We start from the raw sequence: 25506 nt of genomic DNA, 5'->3' as shown, positions 1-25506 counted from the left end.
GATCGAGAACCTGGTGCGTCCGCTGGGCAGGGGCCACTACAACACCTTGTCGTCGGGCATGATCATCCTCGCGCTGGATGCCTGGGCGAAGGATGGCGGCGGCGACACGGCGAAGCTTTCCATCGGTGCCGTGGCCGCAAACGGCACGGTGACGCCGGTGGGCGCTCCCAAGGGTTCGATCCTCGATGCGCATTGGTCCGCCGGTACGCAGCGGCTTCGCCTGGTCAACGATGCCGATACGACGGCCTGGTATGGCGTGGCCCAGACCGGTTTCGACCGCAGGCCGTCGACCGAGGTTCGCAAGGACGGGCTCGAGATCACCCGCAGTTACACCACGCTTGACGGCAAGCCGGTCGATACCGTGCAAACGGGCGACGAGGTCGACGTGCACGTGCGCATTCGCGCCACGAAGGATGACGGTGTCGCCGACGTAGCCATCGTCGATCTGCTGCCCGGCGGCTTCGAGCCGGTGCTCGACACGGCACCGCCCGCCCCGGCCGTAGCACCCTCGCAGCGCTCCGACGAATCCTCCGCGGAGGGCGATGAGGGCGATGAGGGCAGTGAGGAAGGCGGGGCGGAGCCCGAAGACGCGCCGGCCTGGCGTTCGCCGATCGGCAACCCGGAGTCCACCTGGAAGCCTGACTATGCCGACGTGCGCGAGGACCGGGTCGTGGTCTACGGTTACGCGAGCCGCGACGTGCAGGAATTCGTCTACCGCATCAAGGCCACGAATGCCGGCAGGTTCGTGATACCGCCTGCATTGGCCCAGTCGCTGTACGACCGCAGCGTGCAGGCGCGCGCACCGGGCGGCGGCGCGCTGACGGTGGAGCGTAAACCCTGAGGCTGCGTCTTCCCCGCTGGCATAACGCGCTTGCCGCGCTGCTGATCCTCGCCGGCATCCTGATCGGGTGCCGGCTCTGGCCGCACGAGCCGCTGCGCGCGTCGTTTCCATCGTCCACGGCTGTCTATGACGCGAATGGCCATCTGCTGCGCCTTACCCTCGCGAGCGACCAGCGCTATCGCCTGTGGGTGCCGCTCGAGGACATGTCGCCGGCCATGGTCGATGCGGTGTTGCTCCACGAAGACCGCTGTTTCCGCTGGCATCCGGGGGTAAGCGCCTGGGGTCTGCTGCGCGGCGCATGGATGACGTATGCGCGGGGCCATCATCCACAGGGCGGTTCCACCATCACGATGCAGCTGGCCCGCCTCATGTGGCGCCTGGACACGCGCAGCCCGGGTGGCAAGATCGTGCAGGTGGGCCGGGCGCTCCAGCTCGAACTGTTCCACTCGAAGCACGACATCCTCGAGGCCTATCTCAATGCCGCGCCGTTCGGCCGCAACGTGGAAGGCGCCGGTGCCGCGAGCCTCGCCTATTTTGGCAAGGCGCCGGCGCGACTCAGCCTGCCGGAGGCCCTGACCCTCGCCGTGATCCCCCAGGAGCCGGCACGCGGCCTGCCCGGGCGGGTCGACGGCGTGGCGGTGATCGACAAGGCGCTGAAGGCATCGCGCGACCGCCTGTTCTCCCGCTGGATAGCCGAACACCCCGCGGATGCCGCGGCGCGCCCGCTGTTCGACCTGCCCTTGCGGCTGCGTCCGCTGTCCCGCCTGCCGTTCGAAGCGCCGCATTTCGTCGAGCAGGTACTGGCGGAGCGTCGCCTCGACGGCAGCGACGAGATGCGCGTCGCGACGACGCTCGACCTCGGCCTGCAGCACACCCTCGAACGGCAGGTGCGGCAATACGTGGAACGCAGTGGCGATCGCGGCATACGCAACGCCGCGGCGCTCCTGATCGACACGCGCGACATGGGAGTGAAGGCGATGGTCGGGTCGGCGGACTACTTCGACGCAGCGATCCAGGGCCAGGTCAATGGCACCCTGGCGAAGCGCTCGCCAGGTTCGACGCTCAAGCCCTTCATCTATGCGCTGGGCTTCGACCAGGGCGTGCTTCATCCGGAAACCGTGCTGCGCGACGTACCGTCCGCCTTCGGTCCCTATACGCCGGAAAACTTCGACGGTCATTTCCTCGGTCCGGTGACCGCGACGCAGGCCCTGGTGCGCAGCCGCAACATTCCCGCCGTGCAGATCGCCGCGAAGCTCGCCTCGCCCAATCTCTACCAGTTCCTGCGCGATGCCGGTATCTCGCGCATGGCCAGCGAGCAGCACTACGGCCTGGCACTGGTCCTCGGCGGCGGCGAAGTCACGATGCAGGAACTCGGCGGCCTCTACGCCATGCTGGCCAACCGCGGCGAGCTGCGGCCGCTGCGCCTGCTCCAGGACGCGCCGAAGACACGCGGTACGCGTCTCCTGAGCGAGGAGGCGAGCTTCATGGTGATGGATATCCTGCGCCAGAACCCGCGTCCCGACGATGTCGCGACGCAACCCTCGCGCCTTCCGGTGTACTGGAAAACCGGGACGTCATGGAGTTTCCGCGATGCGTGGACCGCGGGCAGCTTCGGACCTTACGTGCTTGTGGTGTGGATCGGCAACTTCGACGGCGCGGGAAACCCGGCCTTCGTGGGCATCGACGCGGCGGCACCGCTGTTCTTCCGCATTGCCGATGCCTTGCGCGCCGAGCGTCCCGGCCTCGCCGAGCCGGTCCGGCGAAACCCGCCGAACCTGCGCCGCGTGCCGGTCTGCCTCGCCAGCGGCGATCTTCCCAACAGGTGGTGCCCGCAGGTCGGCAGTACCTGGTTCATTCCGGGCAAATCGCCCATCCGGGTAAGCGACGTGCACCGGCCGGTGGTCATCGATGCCGCCACGGGGAAGCCCGCGTGCCCGCCTTACGATCCGCAGCGGACGCGAATCGAGGTCTACGAGTACTGGCCTTCCGACCTGGCACGGGTATTCGCCCAGGCGGGCATGCCGCGCCGCACGCCGCCGGCTCTGCCGGATTGCCAGGACGGGGGACAGCCCGGGGGCGATCCGCCCCGGATCACCTCGCCCCTGAAGGGCAGCAGTTACCAGGTACGCGTGTCGCGGCTGGGCGGCGAGCGGATTGCTTTCACCGCCACGGCCGATGCCGGGTCGCAGACCCTGTACTGGTTCGTCGACGATGCTTACCTGGGCAGCGTGCCCAACGGCCAGCCACTGATGTGGGCGCCCGAGCGTGCCGGACGGTTCCTTGTCCGGGTGGTGGACAGCCAGGGACGGACGGACTCGCGCCAGCTGGTCGTCGGGCTGCTCGAGTAGCAGGAGCCGTGTTCACGGACCGGGTTCGGGGGTAACGTAGGGGGTTCCACGGGAGGGGACCCCAGCCATGAACAGCACGATCATTCCGTGTCTCCGTTACAAGGACGCCCTCGCGGCGATCGACTTCCTCTGTTCCGCGTTCGGCTTCCACGCACAGGCCGTGTACAGGAACGCCGACGATCCCCGCATCGTCGACCATGCACAGCTCACCTATCGCGGCGGCATGATCATGCTCGGTTCGGCGCGCAACGACACCGCCTTCAGCCAGTACATCGTGCAGCCGGACGACGTCGGCGGCATGGAGACGCAGTGTCCCTGCGTCATCGTGGAGGACGTGCGCGCTCACTACGAGAAGGCGCGCCATGCGGGCGCCGTCATCGTCGACGGGTACGAAGAGAAGGAATACGGTGGCGCCGGTTACTCCGCCCGCGATCCGGAAGGCCACCTCTGGTACTTCGGAAGTTACGACCCCTGGGCGCCAGCCGCCTGAATTGACGACCTCGATACATGCCACGGCATCCAATTGCCCGGACCGTTCCCAAAGGACCCCTGATGGACGTTGCGAAGAATGAAGTAAAGGCTGCCCACCCCAAGGCAGCCATCGTCACCACCTGCATCCTTGCCGCGCTGGCTGGCCTCATGTTCGGCCTCGACGTCGGCGTGATCTCCGGCGCCACCCAGTTCATCCAGGCGGAATTCAAGGTCACCGACAGCGTCATCGAGTGGATCGTCAGCGCGATGATGGCCGGCGCGGCCGTCGGCTCGGTCGGCGCCGGATGGATGTCGGCAGCACTGGGACGCAAACGCTCCCTCATGCTCGCCGGCGTGCTGTTCGTCGCCGGCTCGCTGTTCTGTGCGGTGGCGGGCACGGCGACGATCCTGATCGTCGCGCGCTTCGTGCTCGGCCTGGCCATCGGCATCGCGGCCTTCACCGCGCCCCTATACCTTGCCGAGGTGGCGCCCGAACGCATCCGCGGCGCGATGATCTCCGCCTACCAGCTGATGATCACCACGGGCATCCTGCTGGCCTTCCTCTCCGACACGGCCTTCAGCAGCAGCGGCAACTGGCGCTGGATGCTCGGCATCATCGCCGCACCTGGCCTGCTCTTCCTCGTCGGTCTCTTCTTCCTCCCCGACAGTCCGCGCTGGCTCCTGCTGATGGGCCGGCGGAAGGAAGCGGAAACGGTGCTGACTAAGCTGTGCGGCGACGATGCGGTAGTGAGGCGCGAGATGGCCGATATCGACGAACAGCTGAAGACACGCCAGCACGGCTTCAGCATGTTCCGCGAAAATCCCAACTTCCGCCGCTCGGTGGGCCTCGGCGTGCTGCTGCAGGTGATGCAACAGCTCACCGGCATCAATGTGGTGATGTACTACGCGCCGCGCATCTTCAAGGAGATGGGCTACGACACGCAGGCCCAGATGTGGTTCACGGCCATCGTTGGCCTCACGAACATGCTCGCCACGCTGATCGCGCTCGCCTTCGTCGACCGCCTGGGCCGCAAGCCGATCCTCTACGCCGGCTTCGCCATGATGGTGGTGGGCCTTGGCTCGGTCGGCACGATGATGGCGCTGGGGATCGGCTCGCATGCCGAGCAGCTCCTGACGGTGGGCATGCTCCTCTTCTTCATCGTGGGTTTCGCCATGTCCGCCGGGCCGTTGATCTGGGCCATCTGCGCCGAGGTGCAGCCGCTCAAGGGACGCGACTTCGGCATCGCCTGCTCCACGTTCACGAACTGGATCGTCAACATGATCGTTGGCGCCACCTTCCTCAGCCTGCTCAACGGCATCGGCAATGCGCATACCTTCTGGCTGTATGCCGCCTTCAATGCGCTCTTCATCGGCCTGACTTTCTGGCTCGTGCCCGAAACCAAGAACGTGACGCTCGAGCAGATCGAACGGAACCTCATGAGCGGCAAGGCGCTGCGCAACATCGGGCAGTAACGCGTGACGAGGCGCTTCCGATAACACAATCGGGAGCAGCTTTCATGAGAACGCCGGCAACTTTCGCAAATTGCGAGACGCTTCGAACTTCTGAAAGAAAGTCAGATTTTTGAGCAAACTTCTATTTGGCTTGTAGGCGAAATCCGACACACTTTCCCGGCTCGCGTAGTTCGGGCACTCGGCTGCGTGAGCACGGGGGAAGGCCCCGTGCCTCCCCAGGCCGACGGCCCAACGGGTCGTTGCTTTCCTAGAACGTAACAAGGTAATCGGATGAACCTCAAGACAATCACCTCGGCCCTGCTCATTGCAGGGCTGGCGGCTCCGGCCGCCTTTGCAACCACCGGTACCATTACTTTCACGGGTTCGATCAGCACCGTGAGCTGCACCATCAGCGGCGGCGAGCAGGGCGGCAGTCCGGACTTCACCGTGAACATCGACGGCGTGAATGCCGGTGACATGCCGAGGGTCGGCGACAACGCAGGCCTCACCGGCATGCGCATCTTCATCGGCGAGCCCGGCGAGACCACGTGCACGAATGGCACCAAGGTGTGGGCGCATTTCGAGCCCGGATCGACGGTGGATCCGCTGACGGGTGGCCTCATCACCACCGGTACGGCCCAGGGCGTGCAGTTCCGTCTGTTCGACAAGGACGGCAACAAGATCAATCCTTGGGACGCGGACCAGAATCCGATCAAGGAAACCGTCGTCGACAACCAGGCGGTCCTGTTGCATACCGCGGCCTTCGAGCGCATCGGCGCCGTCACCGCGGGTACGGCGAACAGCTCCGTGACCTATTCGGTGCGTTTCGAACCGTAAGAAAGACCTCGATCGCCGGCGCATGCCGGCGATCGACAGCAGTGCATAGGAAGTACCGAATCATGCAAGGAACGATCCGCAAAGCCAGCCGCCGCATCTGCCTATGGGCTGTCGTCGTCGCCACGGGTGCCGCCGGAACCGCATCGGCGAGCATCGTGATGAACGGAACGCGCTACGTCTATGCCGCCGGCGCCAGGGAAATCACGGTCAAGGTGAGCAATGTCGGCAAGGCACCCAGCCTGACCCAGGCATGGATCGACGATGGCGATCACAAGTCGACACCCGAACACGTCGACGTGCCATTCAACCTGACCCCGCCCATCTCGCGCGTCGAAGCCGGCAAGTCGCAGACGCTGCGCATCGCGTACACCGGGGGTGAACTTCCCGCCGACCGCGAATCGGTCTTCTGGATCAACGTGCTCGAAGTGCCGCCGAAGCCGAGGATGGAAGAGGACGTAAACAAGATACAGCTCGCCTTTCGCTACAGGCTCAAGATGTTCTACCGGCCGAACGGGCTCAAGGGGTCGGCGGACGCGTCGCCGGAAGAGCTCTCCTGGAAACGCGTCGCCGGTGGCGGTGTCACGGTGGCCAATCCGACCCCGTTCCACGTCACCCTCAACGAAGTTCGCCTTCTTGCCGGCGGTACCGAGATCGAAGTCGAGCCTTTCTCCATTCCTCCGCTCGGCGCGATAACGCGTGAACTTGCGCAGGCCATCCCCCCGGGTCGTGTCCACGTCGCTTACAAGAGCATCAACGACTACGGCGGCTTCGTGCCGCATAGCAAGACGGTCGACGGCCCATGACCATCCATCGTCCACGCAACCGGCTGGCTCGCCGCCCCCTGGCCATGGCGCTCGCCCTGTTGGGGCCTGCCATCGCCGAAGCGGCGGCCATCGATCCGCTGAATCCCGAGCCGTTGCCGGAGCCGTACGGTCCCCGCGCGGCGTTCAATTCGGACTTCATCCACACCGCCAACGGTGCCATCGACCTCTCGCGTTTCGAGCGGGGCAACGCTACCTTGCCGGGCATTTATCGTCCGAGCGTGCTGGTCAACGGAGAGCCCCTGCCGGGATCGCGCGACATCGCCTTCCGTCAGGTGGAAAATCACGACGACGCGCAGCCTTGTTTCGACCGCGACATGCTCATCCGCTTCGGTCTGGATACCGGGAAGCTGGCCGAGCGGACGAAAGGCGATGCGTCGGTCACCCCGCTCGACGACAAGCCGTTCTGCGGCGGCCTTTCGGCGTACGTGCCAGGCGCGACGACGGATTTCGACGACTCGGAACAGATCCTTCGCGTCAGCATTCCGCAGGCCTTTCTCGCTTCGCGGGTTCGCGGGTACGTCAGTCCGGAATTCTGGGACCAGGGCGAGCAGGCCGCGATGCTGAACTACAACGCCAATACCTTTCAGGTACGGCGTGACGGCAGGCGGTCGACGGATAGCTTCGTCAACCTCAATGCGGGAGCCAACCTGGGTGGATGGCGTCTCCGCCAGAGCGGATCACTGTCCGTTTCCAACGGTGGCAGCCGCTGGCGGAACAACCAGATCTTCGCGCAGCACGACCTCACGGATGCGCGCGCCCAGTTGACCCTGGGCGAATCCAACACGGGCGGCGACATCCTCGACAGCGTGCGCGTGCGCGGCGTCGGCATCGTGAGCGACCAGCGCATGTTGCCTGCATCGCAGCGCGGGTACGCGCCGGTCATCCGCGGTGTGGCGGAGAGCAATGCCCAGGTCACGGTCCGCCAGAACGGATACGTCATCCACAGCAGCAACGTGGCCCCGGGGGCGTTCGAGATCGACGACCTCTACCCGACCGGCTACGGCAGCGATCTTGAAGTCACCATCACGGAAGCGGATGGCCGCACGAAGCTCATCATGGTGCCGTACACCGCGGTGCCGCAGATGCTGCGCGAGGGCAGCACGCGTTTCGCGCTCTGGGCAGGTCAGGTCGACGAGCAGAGCGTTGCCGAAACGCCCTTCATCTTCCAGGGCACGGTGCAGCACGGCGTCATCAACCACGCGACGCTATATGCCGGAACCACGTTATCCAACAGCTACGCCTCAAGCCTGCTGGGCGCGGCGGTGAACCTGCCGTTCGGTGCCGTGGCGCTCGACGTCACCGGGTCGCGCGCAGGCTTCCGCAAGGCGGGCATTCGCCGCGGCGTGAGCACCCGCCTGCGCTGGTCGCGCACGATCTCATCGACGGGCACCAACTTCGGGATCGCGAGCCAGCGCTTTTCGACGCGCGACTATCTGGGCGTCGTGGATGCGGCCGCATTGCGTGCACGCAGCCACCGCGGCACGGCAGGTGAGGTATTGGGCGGCGAACGAAGCCGCTTCGATGCCAACATCGCTCAGGCCATCGGTGCAGGCCAGCTGTCGCTCGTCGGCTCGGTGGTGGATTACTGGGACGCCCGTTCCCGCGGCGTCAGCTACACCCTCGGCTACAGCAGCAGCTGGCGCTCGCTCAGCTATAACCTTTCGGTCCAGCGTTCGCGCCTGGGCGACCTGTTTGGCGACCGCTCCTTCGGAAACGGCCGCCGCGACGGAACAGACACCAGCGTGTACCTGTCGTTGTCGCTACCGCTGGGATCCGCGCCGGCGTCGCCAAGCCTGAGCGCGTCCTACAACCGCAACGGCAGCGGCGACGCCAGCCTGCAGGCGCGGCTGAATGGCCGGATCGCCGGCAACGAAGACCTGATGTATACGCTGGCGGCCGGACGTTCCGAATCCCGTTCCCGATCCTCGTCGGGCATGGGCAGCGCGAACGTCACCTACCGCAGCTATGCGGGCAACTACCGGGCCTCCGTCGCGCGCTCCGGCCAAGGCAGCACGCAATATGGCCTGGGCGCGACCGGGGCCATCGTGGCGCATCGCGACGGCGTCACGCTTGCCCAGGAACTCGGTGAGACGAATGCCATCGTCCACGCGCCCGGGGCTGCAGGTGCGCGCATCGAGAGCCACGCGGGCGCGCGGCTGGATCGCCGCGGCAATGCGGTGATCCGCGGCTTGCTTCCCTACCAGCTCAATACGGTGGCGATCGATCCTCGCGGGGCCTCGCACGACGTGGAACTGGAAAGCACCAGCGCGTCCGTCGCACCGCGCGCCGGCGCCTTCGCCCGCCTCGACTACCGGACCTCCGTGGCGCAGTCGATGCTCATCCATGCCACCCAGCCGGATGGAAGTCCGCTGCCATTCGGCGCCTCGGTGCTCGACGACAGTGGGCAGGCGGTGGGCGTGGTCGGTCAGGGCAGCAAGATCTTCGCGCGCGGCGCCTTGGGCGGAAAGCGGCTGACCGTCAGCTGGGGCGACGAGGAGGGCGGCAGCTGCCGCATCGACCTGCCGGCGACGACCGAGCAGCTGGAAAACCACGGCATGCACCGTTCGCTGCGTGCGCCGTGTTCCGACGCGACAGAAGGATTCGCCATGAAAAAAGCGGCTTGACCCTGGCCTCATCTTCGCGGGAAGCGGAAGCACCCCGCTGGTAACAAGCGGCGGCGGCGACCAAGACGGTCGGGCCGGCGTTCTCATGAGTTGGAAAGATATGGAAGCGGCACAGACCGGCGGTCCTACCGCCGTGGTGAGGGAGCGCGCGCGCGAAAAACTGCTGCGCGACCTCGGCGACACCTTCATGAATGCGTTCAACGATCCGAAGACGGTCGAAATCATGCTGAACGCGGACCATCGCCTGTGGCAGGAGAAACTGGGTGAGGGCATGCGCTGCATCGGCAGCATGCGCCCGAGCCAGTCCGAGGCCGTGATCAAGACCACGGCCGGATACTACGGCAAGGAGATCACGCGGGCCAACCCCGTGCTGGAGTCGGAGTTCCCGCTCGACGGCTCGCGTTTTGCCGCGCAGCTTCCGCCCATCGTCAGCGGGCCCACCTTCGCCCTGCGCAAGAAGGCCATCGCCATCTTCAGCCTCGCCGACTATGTCCTGGGCGAGACGATGACCGACGCGCAACAGAAGGTGCTGCTCCATGCGATCCATGCGCACCGCAATATCCTCGTGACCGGTGGCACGGGCTCGGGAAAGACCACCCTGATCAACGCGATCATCCGCGAGATGGTGGATGCGAACAGCGACGAGCGCGTGTTCATCATCGAGGACACGGGCGAGATCCAGTGCTCAGCCGAGAACTTCGTCCAGTACCGCACGTCGTTCGACGTCGGCATGACCCAGCTGCTGCGCACGTCGCTGCGCATGCGCCCGGACCGCATTCTCGTCGGCGAGGTACGCGGCCCCGAGGCGCTCGACCTGCTCATGGCCTGGAACACGGGCCACGAAGGTGGAGCGGCCACGCTCCACGCCAACGACGCGCGTGCAGGCCTTTCGCGCCTGGCGATGCTGGTCAGCATGCATCGCGATGCCCCGCGGCCCATCGAGCCGTTGATCGGCGAAGCGGTGCACCTGCTCGTGCATATCGCGCGTACCCCCGGCGGCCGCCGCGTCCAGGAAATCGTCGCCGTGGATGGCTACGAGGACGGACGCTATCTGCTGCGCAACCTTTGAATACCCAAGAGGAAACTCCCTTGAAATTCCTGCTCAAGTCACTTCGCACCAACAAGAGCCTGGCGGTCGCCCTGGCCTTCCTCGTCGTTTCCCTCGTGTTTCCTGGCGTTGCGCTTGCCGTGGAGGATATCGGAGAGGGCGGCGGTCTCCCGTACGAGGAGGGCTTGCAGCACCTGGCCGACTCGATCACCGGACCCGTACCCTTCGTCATCTCCATCGCGGGCATCGTCGGCTGTGGCGCGATGCTCATCTTCGGTGGCGAGATCAGCGGATTCATGCGCACGATGGTCTTCATCGTTCTTGTGATTGCCGTCATTGTCCAGGCAGGTTCGATCGTGCGCCTGCTGGGATGGGAACGAACCACCGGCGGCGATGGCGGTGGTGGTGGCAAATTAGTTCTGGCGATCCACGCGGTCCAGCCGGGAACGGTGTGATGGCCATCCGCACCGTCCCCATCCGGCGGGCCGGCAACCGCGACAGCCTGGTACTGGGAGGCGACCGCGAGCTGGTCATGTTCGCAGGCCTCCTGGCCGCGGCGCTGGTCTTCTCCGCGCAGGAGCTCAAGGCCGGGATTTTCGGCCTGGCGCTCTGGTTCGGGGCGCTCCAGGTGTTCCGCGCCATGGCCAAGGCCGATCCGAAAATGCGCTACGTATACCTGCGCCAGCGGCGCTACAGGAAATATTACGCGCCGCGCTCGACGCCATTCCGCGTCAACGGACCGGCAGAGGAGCGGCAGTACCGATGATGGCGTGGATCATCGCGGGGATGGCGGCGGTGACCGCCGTCCTCGTCATTCTCCTGATGCTGCGCATCCGCCGGCTCGACGCGGAGCCGAAGCTCGATTTCCGCCGGCCGCACGGGCAGGCGGTATCCGACCTGCTCAATTACGCGGCCGTGGTGGACGACGGCGTCATCGTCTGCAAGAACGGCGCCTTCATGGCGGCCTGGATGTTCGAGGGCGACGACGCGGCCAGCAGCACCGACGAACAGCGAGAGACTGCCTCGATGCGGATCAACCAGGCGCTTTCGCGCCTGGGCAACGGCTGGATGTTGCATGTGGATGCCGTGCGCCGTCCCGCGCGCGAGTACCCGGCGGCGTCGGCGTCGCACTTCCCCGATCCCGTCTCCGCGGCGATCGACGAAGAGCGGCGCCGCCTGTTCCACAGCCTCGGTACCACGTACGAGGGCTACCTCGTCATGACGCTCACGTACTTCCCGCCCCAGATCGCCCAGCGGAAGTTCGTGGAGATGATGTTCGACGACGACGACGCGGAAGTCATCGGCAGCACGGAACAGACCCGCAGCCTCATCAACGATTTCCAGCGGGAGTGCCGGAGCTTCGAGAGCCGGCTGTCGAGCGTGTTCCGCATGCATCGCCTGAAAGGCCACTCAAGCATTACCGAGGAAGGCCGCAAGATCACCCACGACGATTTCCTGCGCTGGCTGCAGTTCTGCGTCACCGGCCTCGATCATCCGATCATGCTGCCTGACAACCCGATCTACATCGACGCACTGGTTGGCGGACAGGAAGTCTGGGCGGGCGTCGCGCCGCGCATCGGGCGCCGCTTCGTGCAGGTCGTGGCGATCGAAGGCTTCCCGATGGAATCCTATCCCGGGATCCTCACCTCGCTTGCGGAACTGCCGAGCGAGTATCGCTGGTCGAACCGCTTCATCTTCATGGATCCGCACGAAGCGCTGCGGCAGATGGAGAAGTTCCGTAAGAAGTGGCGGCAGAAGGTCCGTGGCTTCTTCGACCAGATCTTCCAGACGAACACCGGCGCCGTGAACTACGACGCCCTTTCGATGATGCAGGATGCCGAAGCGGCGATCGCCGAGATCAACAGCGGCCTCGTCGCCCAGGGTTACTACACGAGCGTCGTGGTGGTGTCCGACGAGGATCGCTCGCGCCTGGATCGATCGGTGAGGCAGATCGAGAAGGCGATCAACGCACGCGGCTTCGCAGCCCGCATCGAGACGATCAACACCATGGATGCGTTGCTTGGCAGCTTCCCGGGCCACGGCGTGGAGAACGTGCGGCGTCCGCAGATCAACACGCTGAACCTCGCCGACCTGCTGCCCAGCGCGACGATCTGGACCGGGCTCGCCGAAGCACCGTGTCCGATGTACCCGCCCAACTCGCCGGCCCTGATGCAGTGCGTGACCCAGGGCGCCACGCCGTTCCGGCTGAACCTGCATGTGAACGACCTGGGCCACACCTTCATCTTCGGCCCCACCGGCGCGGGTAAGTCGACGCATCTCGGCATCCTGGCCGCGCAGTTCCGCCGCTACAAGGGCATGTCGCTGTACTGCTTCGACAAGGGGCGCTCCCTGTATCCGCTGGCGAAGGCCTGTGGCGGCCTTCACTTCGACGTGGCGGGGGACGACGAGGCGCTGGCCTTCTGCCCGCTGCAATTCCTCGATACGAAGTCCGACCGCGGCTGGGCGCAGGAGTGGATCGATGCGATGCTGGCGCTGAACGGCGTGCAGACCACGCCGGCGCAGCGCAACGAAATCGGCAGCGCGCTGCAGTCCATGCACCAGTCCGGCGCGACCACGCTCTCGGAATTCGTCCTCATGATCCAGGACGAGTCCATCCGCGAGGCGCTGAAGGTCTACACGGCCGACGGCACGATGGGCCACCTGCTCGATGCGGCCGTCGACGGCTTGCGCCTTTCCGACTTCGCGGTCTTCGAGATCGAAGACCTGCTGAATCTCGGCGACAAATACGTGTTGCCGGTGCTGCTCTACCTGTTCCGCCGTATCGAAGCGTCGCTGAAGGGTCAGCCGGCCGCGATCATCCTGGACGAGGCCTGGCTGATGCTCGGTCATCCGGTCTTCCGGGCGAAGATCCGCGAATGGCTGAAGGTGTTGCGCAAGTCGAACTGCCTCGTCGTGATGGCGACGCAGAGCCTCTCGGACGCGGCGAACTCGGGCATCCTCGACGTCATCGTGGAGTCCACGGCGACGAAGATCTTCCTCCCGAATCCCTTCGCGAGGGACGACGACGCCTCGGCGCTGTACCGGCGCATGGGCCTGAACGCACGCCAGATCGAGATCCTCGCCACGGCCGTGCAGAAACGCCACTACTACTACATGTCCGACAAGGGCCGGCGCCTGTACGACCTGGCCCTCGGGCCGCTGGCATTGGCGTTCATCGGCAGCACCGACAAGGAATCCATCGCCACCATCCGCACCCTCGAGGCTCGCCATGGCGAGGCCTGGGTCCATGACTGGCTGCGGCTCAAGGGCTTGCGGCTCGCGGATTACGGAGTCTGATCATGAAATCGAAGAAGAAGAGAGTCGCCGCCCGCGGTGGCACGGCAGCGCAGGGCCTCGCTCATCCCTACCTGAATGCGCGACGGAGCTGGAATTCGCACGTCGGCAGCCTGATCGCCTCGCGGACCTTGTGGCAGGCCATGGCGCTGATCAGCCTGCTGATCGCCTTCGGTTCGGTCGGCGGCGTGGTCTATATCGGCAGCCAGTCGAAATTCGTTCCCTATGTCGTGGAAGTGAACAAGCTTGGCGAAGCCATGGCGGTGGCGCCGGCAAGGCAGGCCGACAAGGTGGACCAGCGCATCGTCCGCGCCGCGGTGGCGGAGTTCATCGTGAACGCCCGCACGGTGACGCCGGACATCGCCATGCAGCGCCGCTCGATCTTCAAGCTGTATGCGTACATGCCGTCCGGGAGCGCGGCAACCCGCAAGATGACCACCTTCCTCAACGGGTCTCCGGAAACCAATCCGTTCAAGCGCGCCGAGAAGCAGACCGTGAATGTCGAGATCGTCACGGCGATCCCCCAGACGGCGAGCACGTGGCAGGTGGACTGGATCGAGACGCCGCGAACCCGCAAAGGCGAACCCATGGGCAAGCCCTTCCGCATGCGCGCGCTGCTGAGCGTGAACAGCCAACCCATGCCGCCCGATACGACCGAAGACCAGATCCGCCTGAATCCCCTGGGCATCTACATCTCCGACTTCTCCTGGACCAAGCAGTTCTGACAGAGCACGATCAATGAAAGCAGCCCTTCTTGCCGCCTTCGCGGCGATGCTCGCGACGGGCGCGGCCGCCGCCGCGACCACCGAGACCGAACTGGCCAACCAGTTCTTCTCGACGGACAACCCGAAGCTCACGGCCCAGGAAAAAGCGGGCCTCGACATCTCGCGCAAATGGATCGCGAGCACCTCCGCATCGGTCAAGCCGGTGCCGGGGCCGGACGGTACGATCCGTTTCCTCTATGGCCAGTCGCAGCCGAGCATCGTCTGCGCCGTGCTCCAGGTATGCGACGTGGAACTGGAGCCCGGCGAACAGGTGAGCTCGGTGAACCTGGGCGATTCCGTCCGCTGGCTGGTCGAGCCGGCCCTGTCCGGCGCGGGTGACGAAGCCGTGCAGCACCTTGTCATCAAGCCGCTGGACGTGGGCCTCGAAACCTCCCTCATGGTGACCACCGACAGGCGCACCTACCACCTGCGCCTGCGCTCGCATCGTACCGAGTACATGCCCCGTGTCGCCTTTTCCTATCCGGAATCCGCGGAATCGAAGTGGGTGGCAGTGAAGAAGCGCACGGCCATGGCGCAGGCGCGCAAGGAGACGGAGGCGCCTTCGTCGAAGAACGAATACCTCGGCAACCTCGACTTCGGCTACCGGGTCAGCGGCAATGCGCCGTTCAAGCCGAGCCGCGTCTACAACGACGGCGTGAAGACGATCATCGAGATGCCTTCCACGTTCTCCCAGGGCGAGGCGCCCACGCTGCTGGTGGTTCGCGACAGCGGCAGCGTATTCAAGAAGGACGACGAAGTCATGGTGAACTACCGCGTCCAGGACGGGCGCTACGTCGTCGATACGCTGTTCGAAAAGGCCGTGCTCATTACGGGCGTCGGCCTCGGGCAGCGCAAGATCACGATCGAGAGGCGCCGATGAGGGCGGCCTGCATTCCCTTGCTGGCGGCAGCGCTGGTGGCGGGTTGCGCGCCGGCCCCCATCCGGCCGCAGGTCTCCGCGGCGGATGTCGACCCGCTCCGCCGTGCCGTCGTGACCGACGTGGTGCACGCCGTGGCGGAGGTGTATGAGGCGACGGCTACCGCTCTGGTTCCTGCACGGCCGATGTCCGGCGCCTTCGACACCGCCCTGCTGGCTGCGCTCCGCGGCCGCGGGTTCACCGTGAAAGACCAGGCCGGGCCGGGCACGCGCTTCGACTGCCAGGTCGAGCCCATCGAGGGGAGCATGCACCGCGTCACGGCGAAGATCGGGCAAACGACCTTGTCCCGTCTATGGGTGGTCGACGGCAACCGTGCCTATCCCGGCGGCGCGTGGGCACGCCGGGAGTGAGCGCCATGGATAAGCAAAGACCCGGTACCGATGACGCCATTGCCGACGCCGACCTGCTGCCGAGGCCGGGCGATGCGCCCGCCGGCGTGCGACGGGTGAACAACATGCCGCTGCTCATCGTCGTCGGCGTGCTGATCGTGTTCGTCGTTCTGGTCGCCCTGGTCGCGCTGCAGCGCGGCGGCAACAAGACCACGAAGACGCCGGTGAAGACGTCGAGCGCGCTGCCCGAAAACAGCCAGCTCCTCGACCAGATGCTGGCGGGCGGTGCGGTGGCCGGCCTCGTCCCCGATCCGGACGAGGGAAGGTTTGCCTCGTTTCCGGTCGCGCGCGTCGCGGATCCGGACATGCCACCGCAGCCGGGGACGCGTGACGGTGGCACGTCGAAGGAGGACGTGGAAGGCCGAGGCAACCTTGCAAAGGAACGGATGAAGATGTTCCAGACGGCGATGCTGGCGAAGACCGGCGTGACGGCCGGCGCCAAGGCGAGCGGATCGGGCGGTTCGCAGCCTGACGACGAGGACGAGAAGAAGGCGGCGGCAAGTCCCGATTTCGGCGCACAGGGTAACCGGATCCCGGTGGCAGCCGACGGCGATTACGCTGCCTTCGACCGCAAGCCGTCGAAGGCCGGAAAGAAGAAGGATCGCTGGCTGCTCGGATCGGAGATGGAGGCGCCGCGCACCGACTTCGAAGTCCGTGCGGGATCGGTGATTCCGGCAACCATGATCTCGGGCATCAATTCCGACCTGCCCGGGCAGATCATCGCCCAGGTGAGCCAGGACGTCTTCGATACGCCGACCGGGCGTCACCGCCTGATTCCGCAGGGCTCCCGGCTGATCGGGCGCTACAACCACCGTGTCGTGTTCGGGCAGTCGCGTGTCCTCGTCGCGTGGCAGCGCATCGTCTTCCCCGACGGCAAGGCCTTCGACATCGGCTCCATGGAAGGTGTGGACAGCGCCGGTTATGCCGGCTTCACCGACCAGGTCGACCGCCATTACCTGCGCCTGTTCGGGTCCGCGATCCTCATGTCCGGCATCACCACCGGCCTGACCTCGTCGCTGACCAATCCCGGCAACGATCCGTTTGGTTCGTCCAATTCCGCGCTGCTGAGCCAGAACCTCGCCCAGCAGATCGGAGAAGTGGGGGTCAAGATGATCGAGAAGAACATGAACATCGCTCCGACACTGAACGTCCGCCCCGGTTATCGCTTCAACGTCATGGCCGTCAAGGACCTGACGTTCGAAAAGCCTTATCGCGCGTTCGACTACTGACCCGCTTTTTCAACCCGGCTGTCGCCGGACCTTACGAAGGTGCACTTACCCATGAAAGCAGTGAAGACGGGGCTCAGGCTGGCTCCCCTTGCGGTGTCATTGACGATGGCGGCTGGAAACGCACACGCTGCCGTTCTCGTGAAGGACGATGCCAACCTATTCGTCAACACAGCCACGATGGCCTCGAGTATCGCGGCGAATGTCCAGTTGACACTTATCAAGAATGCCCTCAGGAACGCAGAGGAGGGCACGACGGTTTACAACATCGATAAGTCCACGACCCAGCTGACCGAGATCAACACCGAAATCAACAGGAACATACAGTTCAACACGGATATCCATGCGGAATTCAACTGGACCATCAATAAGGGCGAGGACGTGACCATTCCTGTCCCATTCGAGATGCAGGCTCACCTGGCAAAGATCAAAGCAGGGCAGGGCACGGAACAATTCGTCGACCACTTCAAGGATGCCGAGGCCTACGACGATCCCATAGGCGGCATCGACTTCGACGCCAACCGCTTCGAGGGTTCCCGGGCACGCAAGGCGGCCAACGACGCTCTGGCACATCTTCTCGAGATGGACAGGAATGCCCTGGATACGGACGTCGAGAATATCCAGCGGCTCGCCAACATCAGCAACAAGGCGGAAGGCCACGGACGGCAGCTTCAGGTCGCGAATGCCATCGCGGGCTCCCAGGTCTCGCAACTCATGAAGCTTCGCTCGATGCTGCTGGTGTCGGAGGAAGCACGTGCCGCCGAGGCACGGGTTGCCGCCGACAGGGATGCCAAGGCGATCGCCACCGGCAATCGCATGCGCCAGGGCCTCGAGCAGATGGTCAACCGGACCCCTTCACTCCTCCCCGCGAGATGAGCGAGGGCGGCGGGGGCAGCCGCCGCCGCACCTGATCCACACGCAGAACATCCAGAAAGCCGTCCATGCAACCACGTACACGTCGAGGCATCCTCGCCGGATCATTCGCGCTCGCGCTGCTGATTCCCACCGTCGCCGGTGCCGAGCCAGTCGGCGACCTCGTCGATGCGCTCCTGCGCAACCTCGAAGCCACATCGCGCGAGGACCACATCCTCGAAGCCGCGAAAAGGCTGTTCATAACGCTGGCCACCCTCAGTCTCATATGGACGATGGGCCTGCTCATCCTGCGCCAGGACATCGGCGAGCTGCTGATGGAGCTGACCCGCTTCGTGGTCGCGACGGGAATCTTCTACTGGCTCCTCATCAACGCCGGCGACCTGCAGGGCGGGGACGGGTTCGTCATGGACATCGTCAATTCGTTCTTCGAGCTGGGAAGCACCAGTCCCGACGACACATCCATGCGCTCGCAGGCGGGCAGCCTCCTCGGGCAGGCATTGGTCGTGTATTACCAGGTCGTCCTGGAAACGCCCAACGGCGACACGGCCGACCGGCTGCTCGCGACCGGACTGGCCGTCGGCATCCTCGTCGTCATGGCGTTCGTTTCGGCGTACTTCGTGCTGGCACTGGCCATGGCATGGATGCTCGGCTATGCCGGCATCTTTCTCCTCGGCTTCGGCGGCTCGCGCTGGACGTCGGGCATCGCCGTCAATTTCTACAAGCACGTGCTCGCACTCGGGTTGGTGATGCTGGCGTTGAGCTTCATCGCCGCGGTGGCGACCAACTTCTTCGAGGACATCATGGAGTCGAACTCGGCCCTCGATGCCACGCGGTTCGGCTTCCTCGGTGCCATGCTGGCCGGGTCGATCCTGGTACTGGTCCTGTCGACGAAGCTCCCGCAGCTGCTCTATACGCTGGTCACGGGGTCCACCCTCGGTTTCTTCGCCGGAACGGCGAGCATGGCGGGCAGTGCCATCGCGACGGCCCGAAGTTCGGCCCTGGGGCCTGCGGGAGGCGGATCGCCGGGCGGTCCGGGCGGTTCAGGCACCTCGGCTGGTTCGGTTCGGACCGACTCCGTCATGGACGCGGTGCAAAGGTCGTCCACGAGCGCCGGTGGGACCGCCGACCCCTTCCACGTCGGCGTCGGCAGCGATCCTTTCGGCAGTCCGCGCAGGATGGACCCGTATCGTTCTGGCGGAGGCGGCAGCGTGTTCAGACAAAACCCGGTGCCGTCCGAGACGTTCGCCCATGCGGTGCCCGACAGCTCGACCATGGAACCGGTCGTCGAGCCATGGACCCAGCCGCAGGCCCCATCCGGGCCCGCTTCAAGCCACGACGATCGGCCGTCGCACCGAAAAACCGGCGAGGACGAAATTCGCGCGACACCTGGACCGACGACTGCCCGCGGCGGCGAACGGCAGGAACGCGGCGATGCGATCTCCGAACCGGTCGCAACCGGCGGTCCAGCGCCGGCAGAGGCCGCGCGTACCGAGTCTGGTATCGGCGGAGCCGTCCCCGAGCGGCGTGGAGATCATGAATACCACGCGCAGGCTCGCCATCGCCGGGCGGTGGATGCGAGCCGGTCGGACCTGGCGGACGTATCGATCCCTCATGAGCATGGCGCGCATGTCCGGCAGGATGCCGGGAGGAGCCCAGCTTCGATCAGGCACGGCGGTATAGGCGCAGGCACGAGCACAATCACGGAAACCGGAGACTCCGTCGCTTCAGGCTCTTCCATACAGCACACGCAGACTCATCCGGATAACACTCTCGAAGAGACCTCTCACATCCTTTCCGAGGGGACGCCGTTGCATGCGGAGCAGCGCGTGGTGACGGATGTCAGGGAAGGAGACCGCACACGTCACGCGGAAAGCCGTCGTGGCGGAGCTCCTTTGGAAATGGAGGCGGATACACATGCCATTTCTCTCGCCTCGTCTGCCGAAGCGATCGAGACCACGAACGCACGCGCGGCAGTCCCAGAATCGCAGCCTCGCGCCCTGCACGGCGCATCAACAGCGTCCCACCAAGGAAACGTTCGCAATGAGACCCATCACGTCCTTGATCCAGACGCTTTGCCGGCGGTGGAGCGCAATATCGCGGCGCGTGCACGGGTGGAAGATTACACGGTTCACATGGATAGTTGTTCCCACGCCGCGCCCCCCGAGGTGGAAGAGGGTGGTGTGCGCACCATTCCAATGGCCTCGTCTGCCCATGTGATCGATGTTACCGATCCGCACGACGAGCGGCGTCCTCCGCTCAAGCGGACTGTCCACACTCACGCCGACGATGTTCCTGCCATCCCGGTCGAACCGGACGCCGACCCGCCGCCGAAGGACGCGCAATGATGGACGGCCTCCCCGACATTCCATCGGCCCGTCAGGAAATGGTGACGTGCTCGCTCGCCGCGGCACTCGCTTATGACGTGCCGGCAAATATCCTGCTCGCGGTGGCCGAAAAGGAAGCCGGCACGCCGGGCCAGTGGGTACGCAACGAGAACGGAACCTTCGATGTCGGCTCGTTGCAATTCAACACGGCCTATCTTCGCGAATTGCGCCGCTACGGCATCACCGCGGAAGACGTCGCGGCACCCGGATGCTATCCGTTCATGCTCGCGGCGTGGCGCATCCGCGGCCACCTGCACCGCGACAGCGGCGACGTCTGGACGCGGGCATCCAATTACCACTCGCGGACGCCCGGCATAAACGCCCGCTATCGCGCGGACCTCATGCGCCGCGCGGCACGCTGGACCCTGTGGCTGGACAGACACTTCCCGACCCACGACGCCGTCGTGGACGTCACTCCTTACGGAAAGAGGTAGAGATGAAGATTCATGACGCGACGCGCTTCACGGCCCTCCTGATGCTTTCCGCGTGTGCGGCCGGACCGTGGAGCGCCGTCATGGCAGCCCCTGAGAACGGTTGCAACAAGGCGTTCGACGCCACATACCAGATTGGCGTGACGAGGCAGCTCGTGGTGTCGAACGCCATGCCGGAAGGCTTCGAAGTGCGCAGGGCAAGCGCGCGGGGCGACGGCAGCGTTCTCGCAAGCTGTTACGCCGGCATCGCCACTTTCGAGGGGAGGTACATCGTGCCGGCGGTCGGGCAGCTTGTGCCCCTCACGGTCGGCGGGGTGCCGTCGGGGTTCGGCGTACAGCTGGTTCTCACCGACCTCATATCCAGCAAGGCGCACGACTTTCCGCACCGGTACCAGCTGATGTTCACCCAGCCCGGGCCCGTCCGTGCGAATCACGTGGAAGTGGAGTACCGGATCATCCGGATGACGGGGCCCGTGCACTACGGGCAGGTCGATGAAAAAAAGATTGCCGAGCAATGGACGTTCGAGCCGGGCGGCCGTCCGACACCGCCGTTTCGTCATATGGAGATCTACGATCTCGCCTTCGTCCGGCCCTCGTGCAGCATCACCTCGGAAAGCATCAACCAGTCCGTCGACGTGGGCAGGGTCCATCTGCTCGACTTCGACAATCCCGACCGGGCCACCCCGTGGAAGGGATTCCGCCTGACGGTCGAAGAGTGCAAGGAACCGGCTGGACTGGTTGCCGACATCACCTTCGGCACACCGGCCGATGCCGATCCGGTCCGTCCCGACTGGTTTTCGATCCGGGGGCCATCGAACGTGGCTTTGGAGATCGGAGACAAGGACAAGAAAACCATGACGCCTGGCAAAGCAGTGGGCTTTCCCGCCGTTGGCACGGGCGAAGACTTCGTCTTCAACGTCCGGATGCGAGGCACCCGGGCCTCTATCGGTGGCGGCGAATTCAGCCGCCCGGTCACTGTGCTGGTCGCTTTCAGATGAGCCGCCCCGTTCGGATGGCGGTCGCGGCAAGCGTGTCGCTTCTCGCGGGCTGTGCGTCGGTGGCATCGGTGGGTAGCCGCGTAAACACCGAAGGCGAACTGACGGTCAGGAAGCTCCAGGTCTATTCCTTCGTGCCCCTGCACAGCATGGGCTCGGATCGTCTGCACCGCGATGCAAGGCGATTCGACGGCGCGCTCGCGGAGCGCCTGCGAACGGCGAACGTGGAAGCCACGGTGGAGGACGTGGAGGAGCTCGTTCGCCGCCACGGCCTGGCCCTGGACGTGACGGTCGCCGACCGAGAGGGCCGGCGCCGGAGCACCGTGCTTCCCGAAAAGGACCTTCTCGCCGCGCAGCGCGGCGAGGAGTCGGCCACGGGCGCCTCGCATCGCCTTGTCATCCTGCCATTGCGCATGACGGTCGACGATGCGACGGGAATCACCCATGGCGTGCTCACGTGGCGCGTGGAGGAGACGGGGGATGCGTCGCCCGTCGCCGTGGGCATGCTTCGTTACACGGCCGACGTGCGCGGCTTCCCTGCCAGGCGCATGGCGAGCGTGCTCGTGGCGAAGCTCGGCTCGCTGGGTATCCGCTGAGCCTCAGTAGTCCGCCACGAGGGTGTGGAACGGTTTGTCCAGCCGCACGCCATCGGCGTCCCATGCGGCGATCGCCTTGCCATCCACCGTCACCCGCTTTGGTTTCACCCGATCGGGCCAGAACACCCGGACAGGCGTACCGGCGCGAATGCCCTTGTCCAGTTCCACCGTGAAACGATCGCCTTCCCGCCGCGCGCGCATGTTGAGCGAGCCGTAAGCCACCGGCAGCCGCGCGATCGAAAGCCCCTTTCCGGCAACCCACGAGGGCGGCGCGCCGGGCAGCAGGTACAGGCCGTCGTCGGCCTCGCGCATCAACATGCCGAAGATCGTGCGCGCGTATTCGGAACCGATCCAGGTATGCGGCATGTCGCCGAGGTAACCCGGATGGCGCAGGCGCGAATGCACCACCTCCGCCCACATGTTCCACTCGGGCGGACGGCGGTCGCGCACCACGTCCGCGAGCAGTTCGGCGGCATCGTCCGGCCGGTCGAGGTGCACGTAAGTGAGCACGTTGCGCATCTCGTAGGGCGTATAGGCGAACAGTTCGCCCGGCTTCTCGCGCTTGCGCACGTCGGCGATATAGCGGTCGAAGGTCTTCACCAGCGCCTCGTGCGGAAGCACGTCCATCTGGCCGGCGGGGTCGATGCCGATGGAGATGCTGGTGGGATCGCCGTCTCCGAGATCGGCCGCCGCCGGAAGCGTTTCCGTTCCCTTCCAGGCCATGGTCGCCTCGATGGACTTGCGCAGCGACGTACGCAGCGCCGCGTACTGCTCGCGCGCATACGTGGCAAGCTCGCGATCGCCCCACTGCTCCGCGAGCCACGCGCCATCGTGCCAGCCCTTCAGCGCCCAGAAGTCGTCCCAGTAGCTATGCGTGGGGCTGGAATAGCCCTCGTGGCTGATCGACGGCGCGATGATCCCGTGGAACCGCTCCGGAGCAGGCAGGTTCGAAAGATAGCCGGGCGCCATCGTGCGCTCGCGCAATTCCTGCATGAAGCGCATGGCGGCGCGTACCTTGGGCAGGTAGTGCTTCACGCTGTCCGGCCCGCCGCCGAAGCGCGCGACGTCCGCCACCAGGTTGATGAATTCGCCCTGGCTGTCGTATTCGATGTCGGAGCCGAAGCCGCGGTTGACGCTGCCGTCCGCATTGAGGATGGGCGACACGAGGCCGTTCTCGTGCACGGCATGCGCCGCGTACCAGTCCAGGTAATCGCGTGCCGTTTTCGTTTCGCCCATGCGCAGAAGGATCGACGCGGTGGCCGCACCGTCGCGAATGAAGGAACGGTTGTAATTGCGCGGACCGGCCTGCATGGCGTGGCCGGTCTGGTTCACCAGCATGTAGGCGGCCTGCGAGCGCAGGATGTCCACCAGCGAGGCATCGGGGAGCGAGATGCCCACGCCGCCGAGGCGCTTTTGCCACTCGTCCGACACGCGCGAGGCGATGGCCTCGTAGCCATCGGCGGTCAGCGCCGCACGATCGACCGGCGGCGGCTCGGGCAGGCGGCCCTTTGCGTCGGCCGGCGAATTGCCGAGGGGGAAGGCGACAATGATGTCGCGCTGCTCCCCCGGGGCGAGGTGCACGCGGTAATCGAGCACACCGGCCGCGAGGCCGTCGTCGTCGTGCGCCTCGCGACTCGACGGCACGCTGCCGGCGGCGACCTGCGCGGTGATCTCGGTCTCGCCATGGGCGCCGAACGGCGCCGCGCCTGCGGCATCCACCGGCGTCAGCGAAGACATCAGCGTGCGGCCCTCGACGCGGACGTCCGTGCGTGCGGCATCGCCAACGATGGCTATGTCGTGGATCGGCGAGGGTCCGCCGTTCTGCCACGGCGGATTGACCTGGATAGGCCGCACCACGAGGGCAAGCGTGCCGTCGACGGGCGTGCTTCCTTCATTGCGCAGCCGATGGCGCAGCAACACCACGGGCTGGCCATTGCCCTGCACGGCCACCGCCTCGCTGTTCATGCCGAGTCCGGCCTGTACCATCCAGCCCATCGACGGGATCGGCTTCCATCCGTCGCGCAGCGCATGCGTGCGCGACGTTCCGTCGGAAACGGCGGCTCGACCGGACGCATCGCGCCAGATCGCCTGCACCTGTGGTCCGCCCTTGAAAGGCTCGATGTTGCCGTACTCGTCGAAGATGGATTTCTGCAGGCCGGCGGGGACGCCGACGGCGGTCCAGTAGACCTGCTGCATGTGCAGCGACGACGGGAACAGCTCTGCGTTCGCGCGCGAGGCAGCGATCTGGTAGCGCTTCATCGGCGTCATCGCGCGCTCCGGGCCAAGGAAGCGCAGGCGCTTGATCTTCGGCGTCGCGCCGTCCTTCATGCCTACGACGAGGCGCATCGCGGTCGTCGCGCTGGCCTTGCGCGCGGCGAGGTACGAGGTGTCGCCCAGGCTGCCGGGGTCACTGTCCAGTGTGCTCCAGCGGCCCTGCGCATCGCGTGCTTCCAGGGTGACGCCGTCGCGCGGTCCGGTCCAGGTCACTTCGATACCGGCGACGTCCAGCGCGCGGGGCAGCGCGATATCCAGCTGTCGGCTGCCATGCGGCCCTTTGCCGACGATCTCGCGGGCACTGCCGCCGGCCCAGAGCGGGGCGCCGTCGCCGTTGCCGTCGAGGCCGGTGAGCCGCGCGGCATCGGCGGCGGCGAATGGATCGAACTCGAAGACGGAGACACCCCAGTCCGCGGTACGCGCAGGCGCGGCAAGGCGTATGTAGCGCGCATCGGTCGCGGGGAAGACGAGGAACTCCGTTCCCCCGGGCGCATCGGTCACGCTGTAGACGGGACGGAAATCCTTACCGTCCAGCGAGGTCTGGATCGAATACGCGGCCGCGAAGCCGCTGTCCCAATGGATCCGCACGCCGCCGATCCTGACCACCTTGCCCAGGTCCACCTGGAACCACTGCCCAGGACTGAAACCACCGCCCCAGCGAGTGGTTTCGTCGGCGTCGATGGCGTGGGCCGGCGCGAGTGCGGGCACCTGCTCGGACGAACTGCTGGCCTTCCAGGCAGCGCGCGGCGGCAGGCCGTCGGCGGCGAAGGCGGGGCGGGCGAGGAGCGCGGCGAGCGCGAGGGTCAGGCGTGCGTGCATGGTCTGCCTCCGGGGAGGTCTCCAAGCCTAGGCACGTAACGCGATGTAACCAACCCTTCCGCGTTAGAATCGTTGCTTT

Annotated in this window: 20 protein-coding genes and 1 pseudogene; 20 read left to right on the top strand and 1 reads right to left on the bottom strand. The window is 65.8% G+C overall.

Annotated features, from left to right (window positions below; all coding sequences use genetic code 11):
- The 20 genes and pseudogenes from ACR9ZH_RS13230 to ACR9ZH_RS13135 all read left to right on the top strand — a co-directional run.
- Window positions 1-841, top strand: an 841-nt coding sequence (locus ACR9ZH_RS13230; protein WP_481291217.1) for an alpha-2-macroglobulin family protein, incomplete at its 5' end; no start/stop codon positions are given.
- Window positions 838-3189: a penicillin-binding protein 1C gene (gene pbpC, locus ACR9ZH_RS13225; RefSeq protein WP_481291221.1), complete on the top strand. Its 2352-nt coding sequence runs from the start codon at window positions 838-840 to the stop codon at window positions 3187-3189. The genes ACR9ZH_RS13230 and pbpC, both read left to right, overlap by 4 nt.
- Window positions 3190-3256: 67 nt before the next feature.
- Window positions 3257-3679, top strand: a complete 423-nt coding sequence (locus tag ACR9ZH_RS13220) for a VOC family protein (protein ID WP_481291216.1) — start codon at window positions 3257-3259, stop codon at window positions 3677-3679.
- 62 nt (window positions 3680-3741) lie between these two features.
- The gene (locus ACR9ZH_RS13215; protein WP_481291215.1) at window positions 3742-5133 is read left to right on the top strand and encodes a sugar porter family MFS transporter; all 1392 of its coding nucleotides are present in this window, start codon (window positions 3742-3744) and stop codon (window positions 5131-5133) included.
- A gap of 270 nt (window positions 5134-5403) precedes the next feature.
- Entirely contained in the window at window positions 5404-5949 is a 546-nt protein-coding gene (locus ACR9ZH_RS13210; protein WP_481291214.1) for a fimbrial protein, read from the top strand.
- A gap of 62 nt (window positions 5950-6011) precedes the next feature.
- On the top strand, window positions 6012-6752 hold the full coding sequence (locus tag ACR9ZH_RS13205) for a fimbrial biogenesis chaperone (protein WP_481291213.1): 741 nt from the start codon (window positions 6012-6014) through the stop codon (window positions 6750-6752).
- Window positions 6749-9397 (top strand): fimbria/pilus outer membrane usher protein, encoded by a 2649-nt coding sequence (locus ACR9ZH_RS13200; RefSeq protein ID WP_481291212.1) that lies wholly within the window; start codon window positions 6749-6751, stop codon window positions 9395-9397. Before ACR9ZH_RS13205 ends, ACR9ZH_RS13200 begins: the two co-directional genes overlap by 4 nt.
- Window positions 9398-9482: 85 nt before the next feature.
- Entirely contained in the window at window positions 9483-10466 is a 984-nt protein-coding gene (trbB, locus tag ACR9ZH_RS13195) for a P-type conjugative transfer ATPase TrbB (protein WP_481291211.1), read from the top strand.
- Window positions 10467-10486: 20 nt separating this feature from the next.
- Window positions 10487-10900 (top strand): TrbC/VirB2 family protein, encoded by a 414-nt coding sequence (locus tag ACR9ZH_RS13190; RefSeq protein ID WP_481291210.1) that lies wholly within the window; start codon window positions 10487-10489, stop codon window positions 10898-10900.
- Window positions 10900-11211 (top strand): conjugal transfer protein TrbD, encoded by a 312-nt coding sequence (locus tag ACR9ZH_RS13185; RefSeq protein WP_481291209.1) that lies wholly within the window; start codon window positions 10900-10902, stop codon window positions 11209-11211. The genes ACR9ZH_RS13190 and ACR9ZH_RS13185 overlap by 1 nt, the downstream gene beginning before the upstream one ends.
- Window positions 11208-13742: a VirB4 family type IV secretion/conjugal transfer ATPase gene (locus ACR9ZH_RS13180; RefSeq protein WP_481291208.1), complete on the top strand. Its 2535-nt coding sequence runs from the start codon at window positions 11208-11210 to the stop codon at window positions 13740-13742. The genes ACR9ZH_RS13185 and ACR9ZH_RS13180 overlap by 4 nt, the downstream gene beginning before the upstream one ends.
- A gap of 2 nt (window positions 13743-13744) precedes the next feature.
- Complete coding sequence (locus ACR9ZH_RS13175; RefSeq protein WP_481291207.1) at window positions 13745-14464, top strand: VirB8/TrbF family protein; 720 nt, start codon at window positions 13745-13747, stop codon at window positions 14462-14464.
- A 13-nt stretch (window positions 14465-14477) separates the two neighbouring features.
- Window positions 14478-15383: a P-type conjugative transfer protein TrbG gene (trbG, locus tag ACR9ZH_RS13170; RefSeq protein WP_481291206.1), complete on the top strand. Its 906-nt coding sequence runs from the start codon at window positions 14478-14480 to the stop codon at window positions 15381-15383.
- On the top strand, window positions 15380-15790 hold the full coding sequence (locus ACR9ZH_RS13165) for a hypothetical protein (RefSeq protein WP_481291205.1): 411 nt from the start codon (window positions 15380-15382) through the stop codon (window positions 15788-15790). Before trbG ends, ACR9ZH_RS13165 begins: the two co-directional genes overlap by 4 nt.
- 5 nt (window positions 15791-15795) lie before the next feature.
- Window positions 15796-17058 (top strand): TrbI/VirB10 family protein, encoded by a 1263-nt coding sequence (locus tag ACR9ZH_RS13160; RefSeq protein ID WP_481291204.1) that lies wholly within the window; start codon window positions 15796-15798, stop codon window positions 17056-17058.
- A 51-nt stretch (window positions 17059-17109) separates the two neighbouring features.
- Entirely contained in the window at window positions 17110-17931 is an 822-nt protein-coding gene (locus ACR9ZH_RS13155; RefSeq protein ID WP_481291203.1) for a hypothetical protein, read from the top strand.
- A 65-nt stretch (window positions 17932-17996) separates the two neighbouring features.
- On the top strand, window positions 17997-20273 hold the full coding sequence (locus ACR9ZH_RS13150; protein WP_481291202.1) for a type IV secretion system protein: 2277 nt from the start codon (window positions 17997-17999) through the stop codon (window positions 20271-20273).
- Window positions 20273-20716 (top strand): annotated as a pseudogene (locus tag ACR9ZH_RS13145) (lysozyme family protein); the annotation flags it as partial. The gene ACR9ZH_RS13150 and the pseudogene ACR9ZH_RS13145, both read left to right, overlap by 1 nt.
- A gap of 32 nt (window positions 20717-20748) precedes the next feature.
- Window positions 20749-21741, top strand: coding sequence for a fimbrial protein (locus tag ACR9ZH_RS13140; protein ID WP_481291201.1), 993 nt, complete (start codon window positions 20749-20751; stop codon window positions 21739-21741).
- Complete coding sequence (locus tag ACR9ZH_RS13135) at window positions 21738-22334, top strand: hypothetical protein (protein ID WP_481291200.1); 597 nt, start codon at window positions 21738-21740, stop codon at window positions 22332-22334. The genes ACR9ZH_RS13140 and ACR9ZH_RS13135 overlap by 4 nt, the downstream gene beginning before the upstream one ends.
- Before the next feature lie 3 nt (window positions 22335-22337).
- On the opposite strand, the gene ACR9ZH_RS13130 is transcribed toward ACR9ZH_RS13135, so the two are convergent.
- The gene (locus tag ACR9ZH_RS13130; protein WP_481291199.1) at window positions 22338-25427 is read right to left on the bottom strand and encodes a discoidin domain-containing protein; all 3090 of its coding nucleotides are present in this window, start codon (window positions 25425-25427) and stop codon (window positions 22338-22340) included.
- Window positions 25428-25506 lie beyond the last annotated feature (79 nt).

Source organism: Luteibacter sp. SVR4-7G, assembly GCF_056755555.1.
This window is presented reverse-complemented; position numbering and strand designations above follow the sequence as displayed.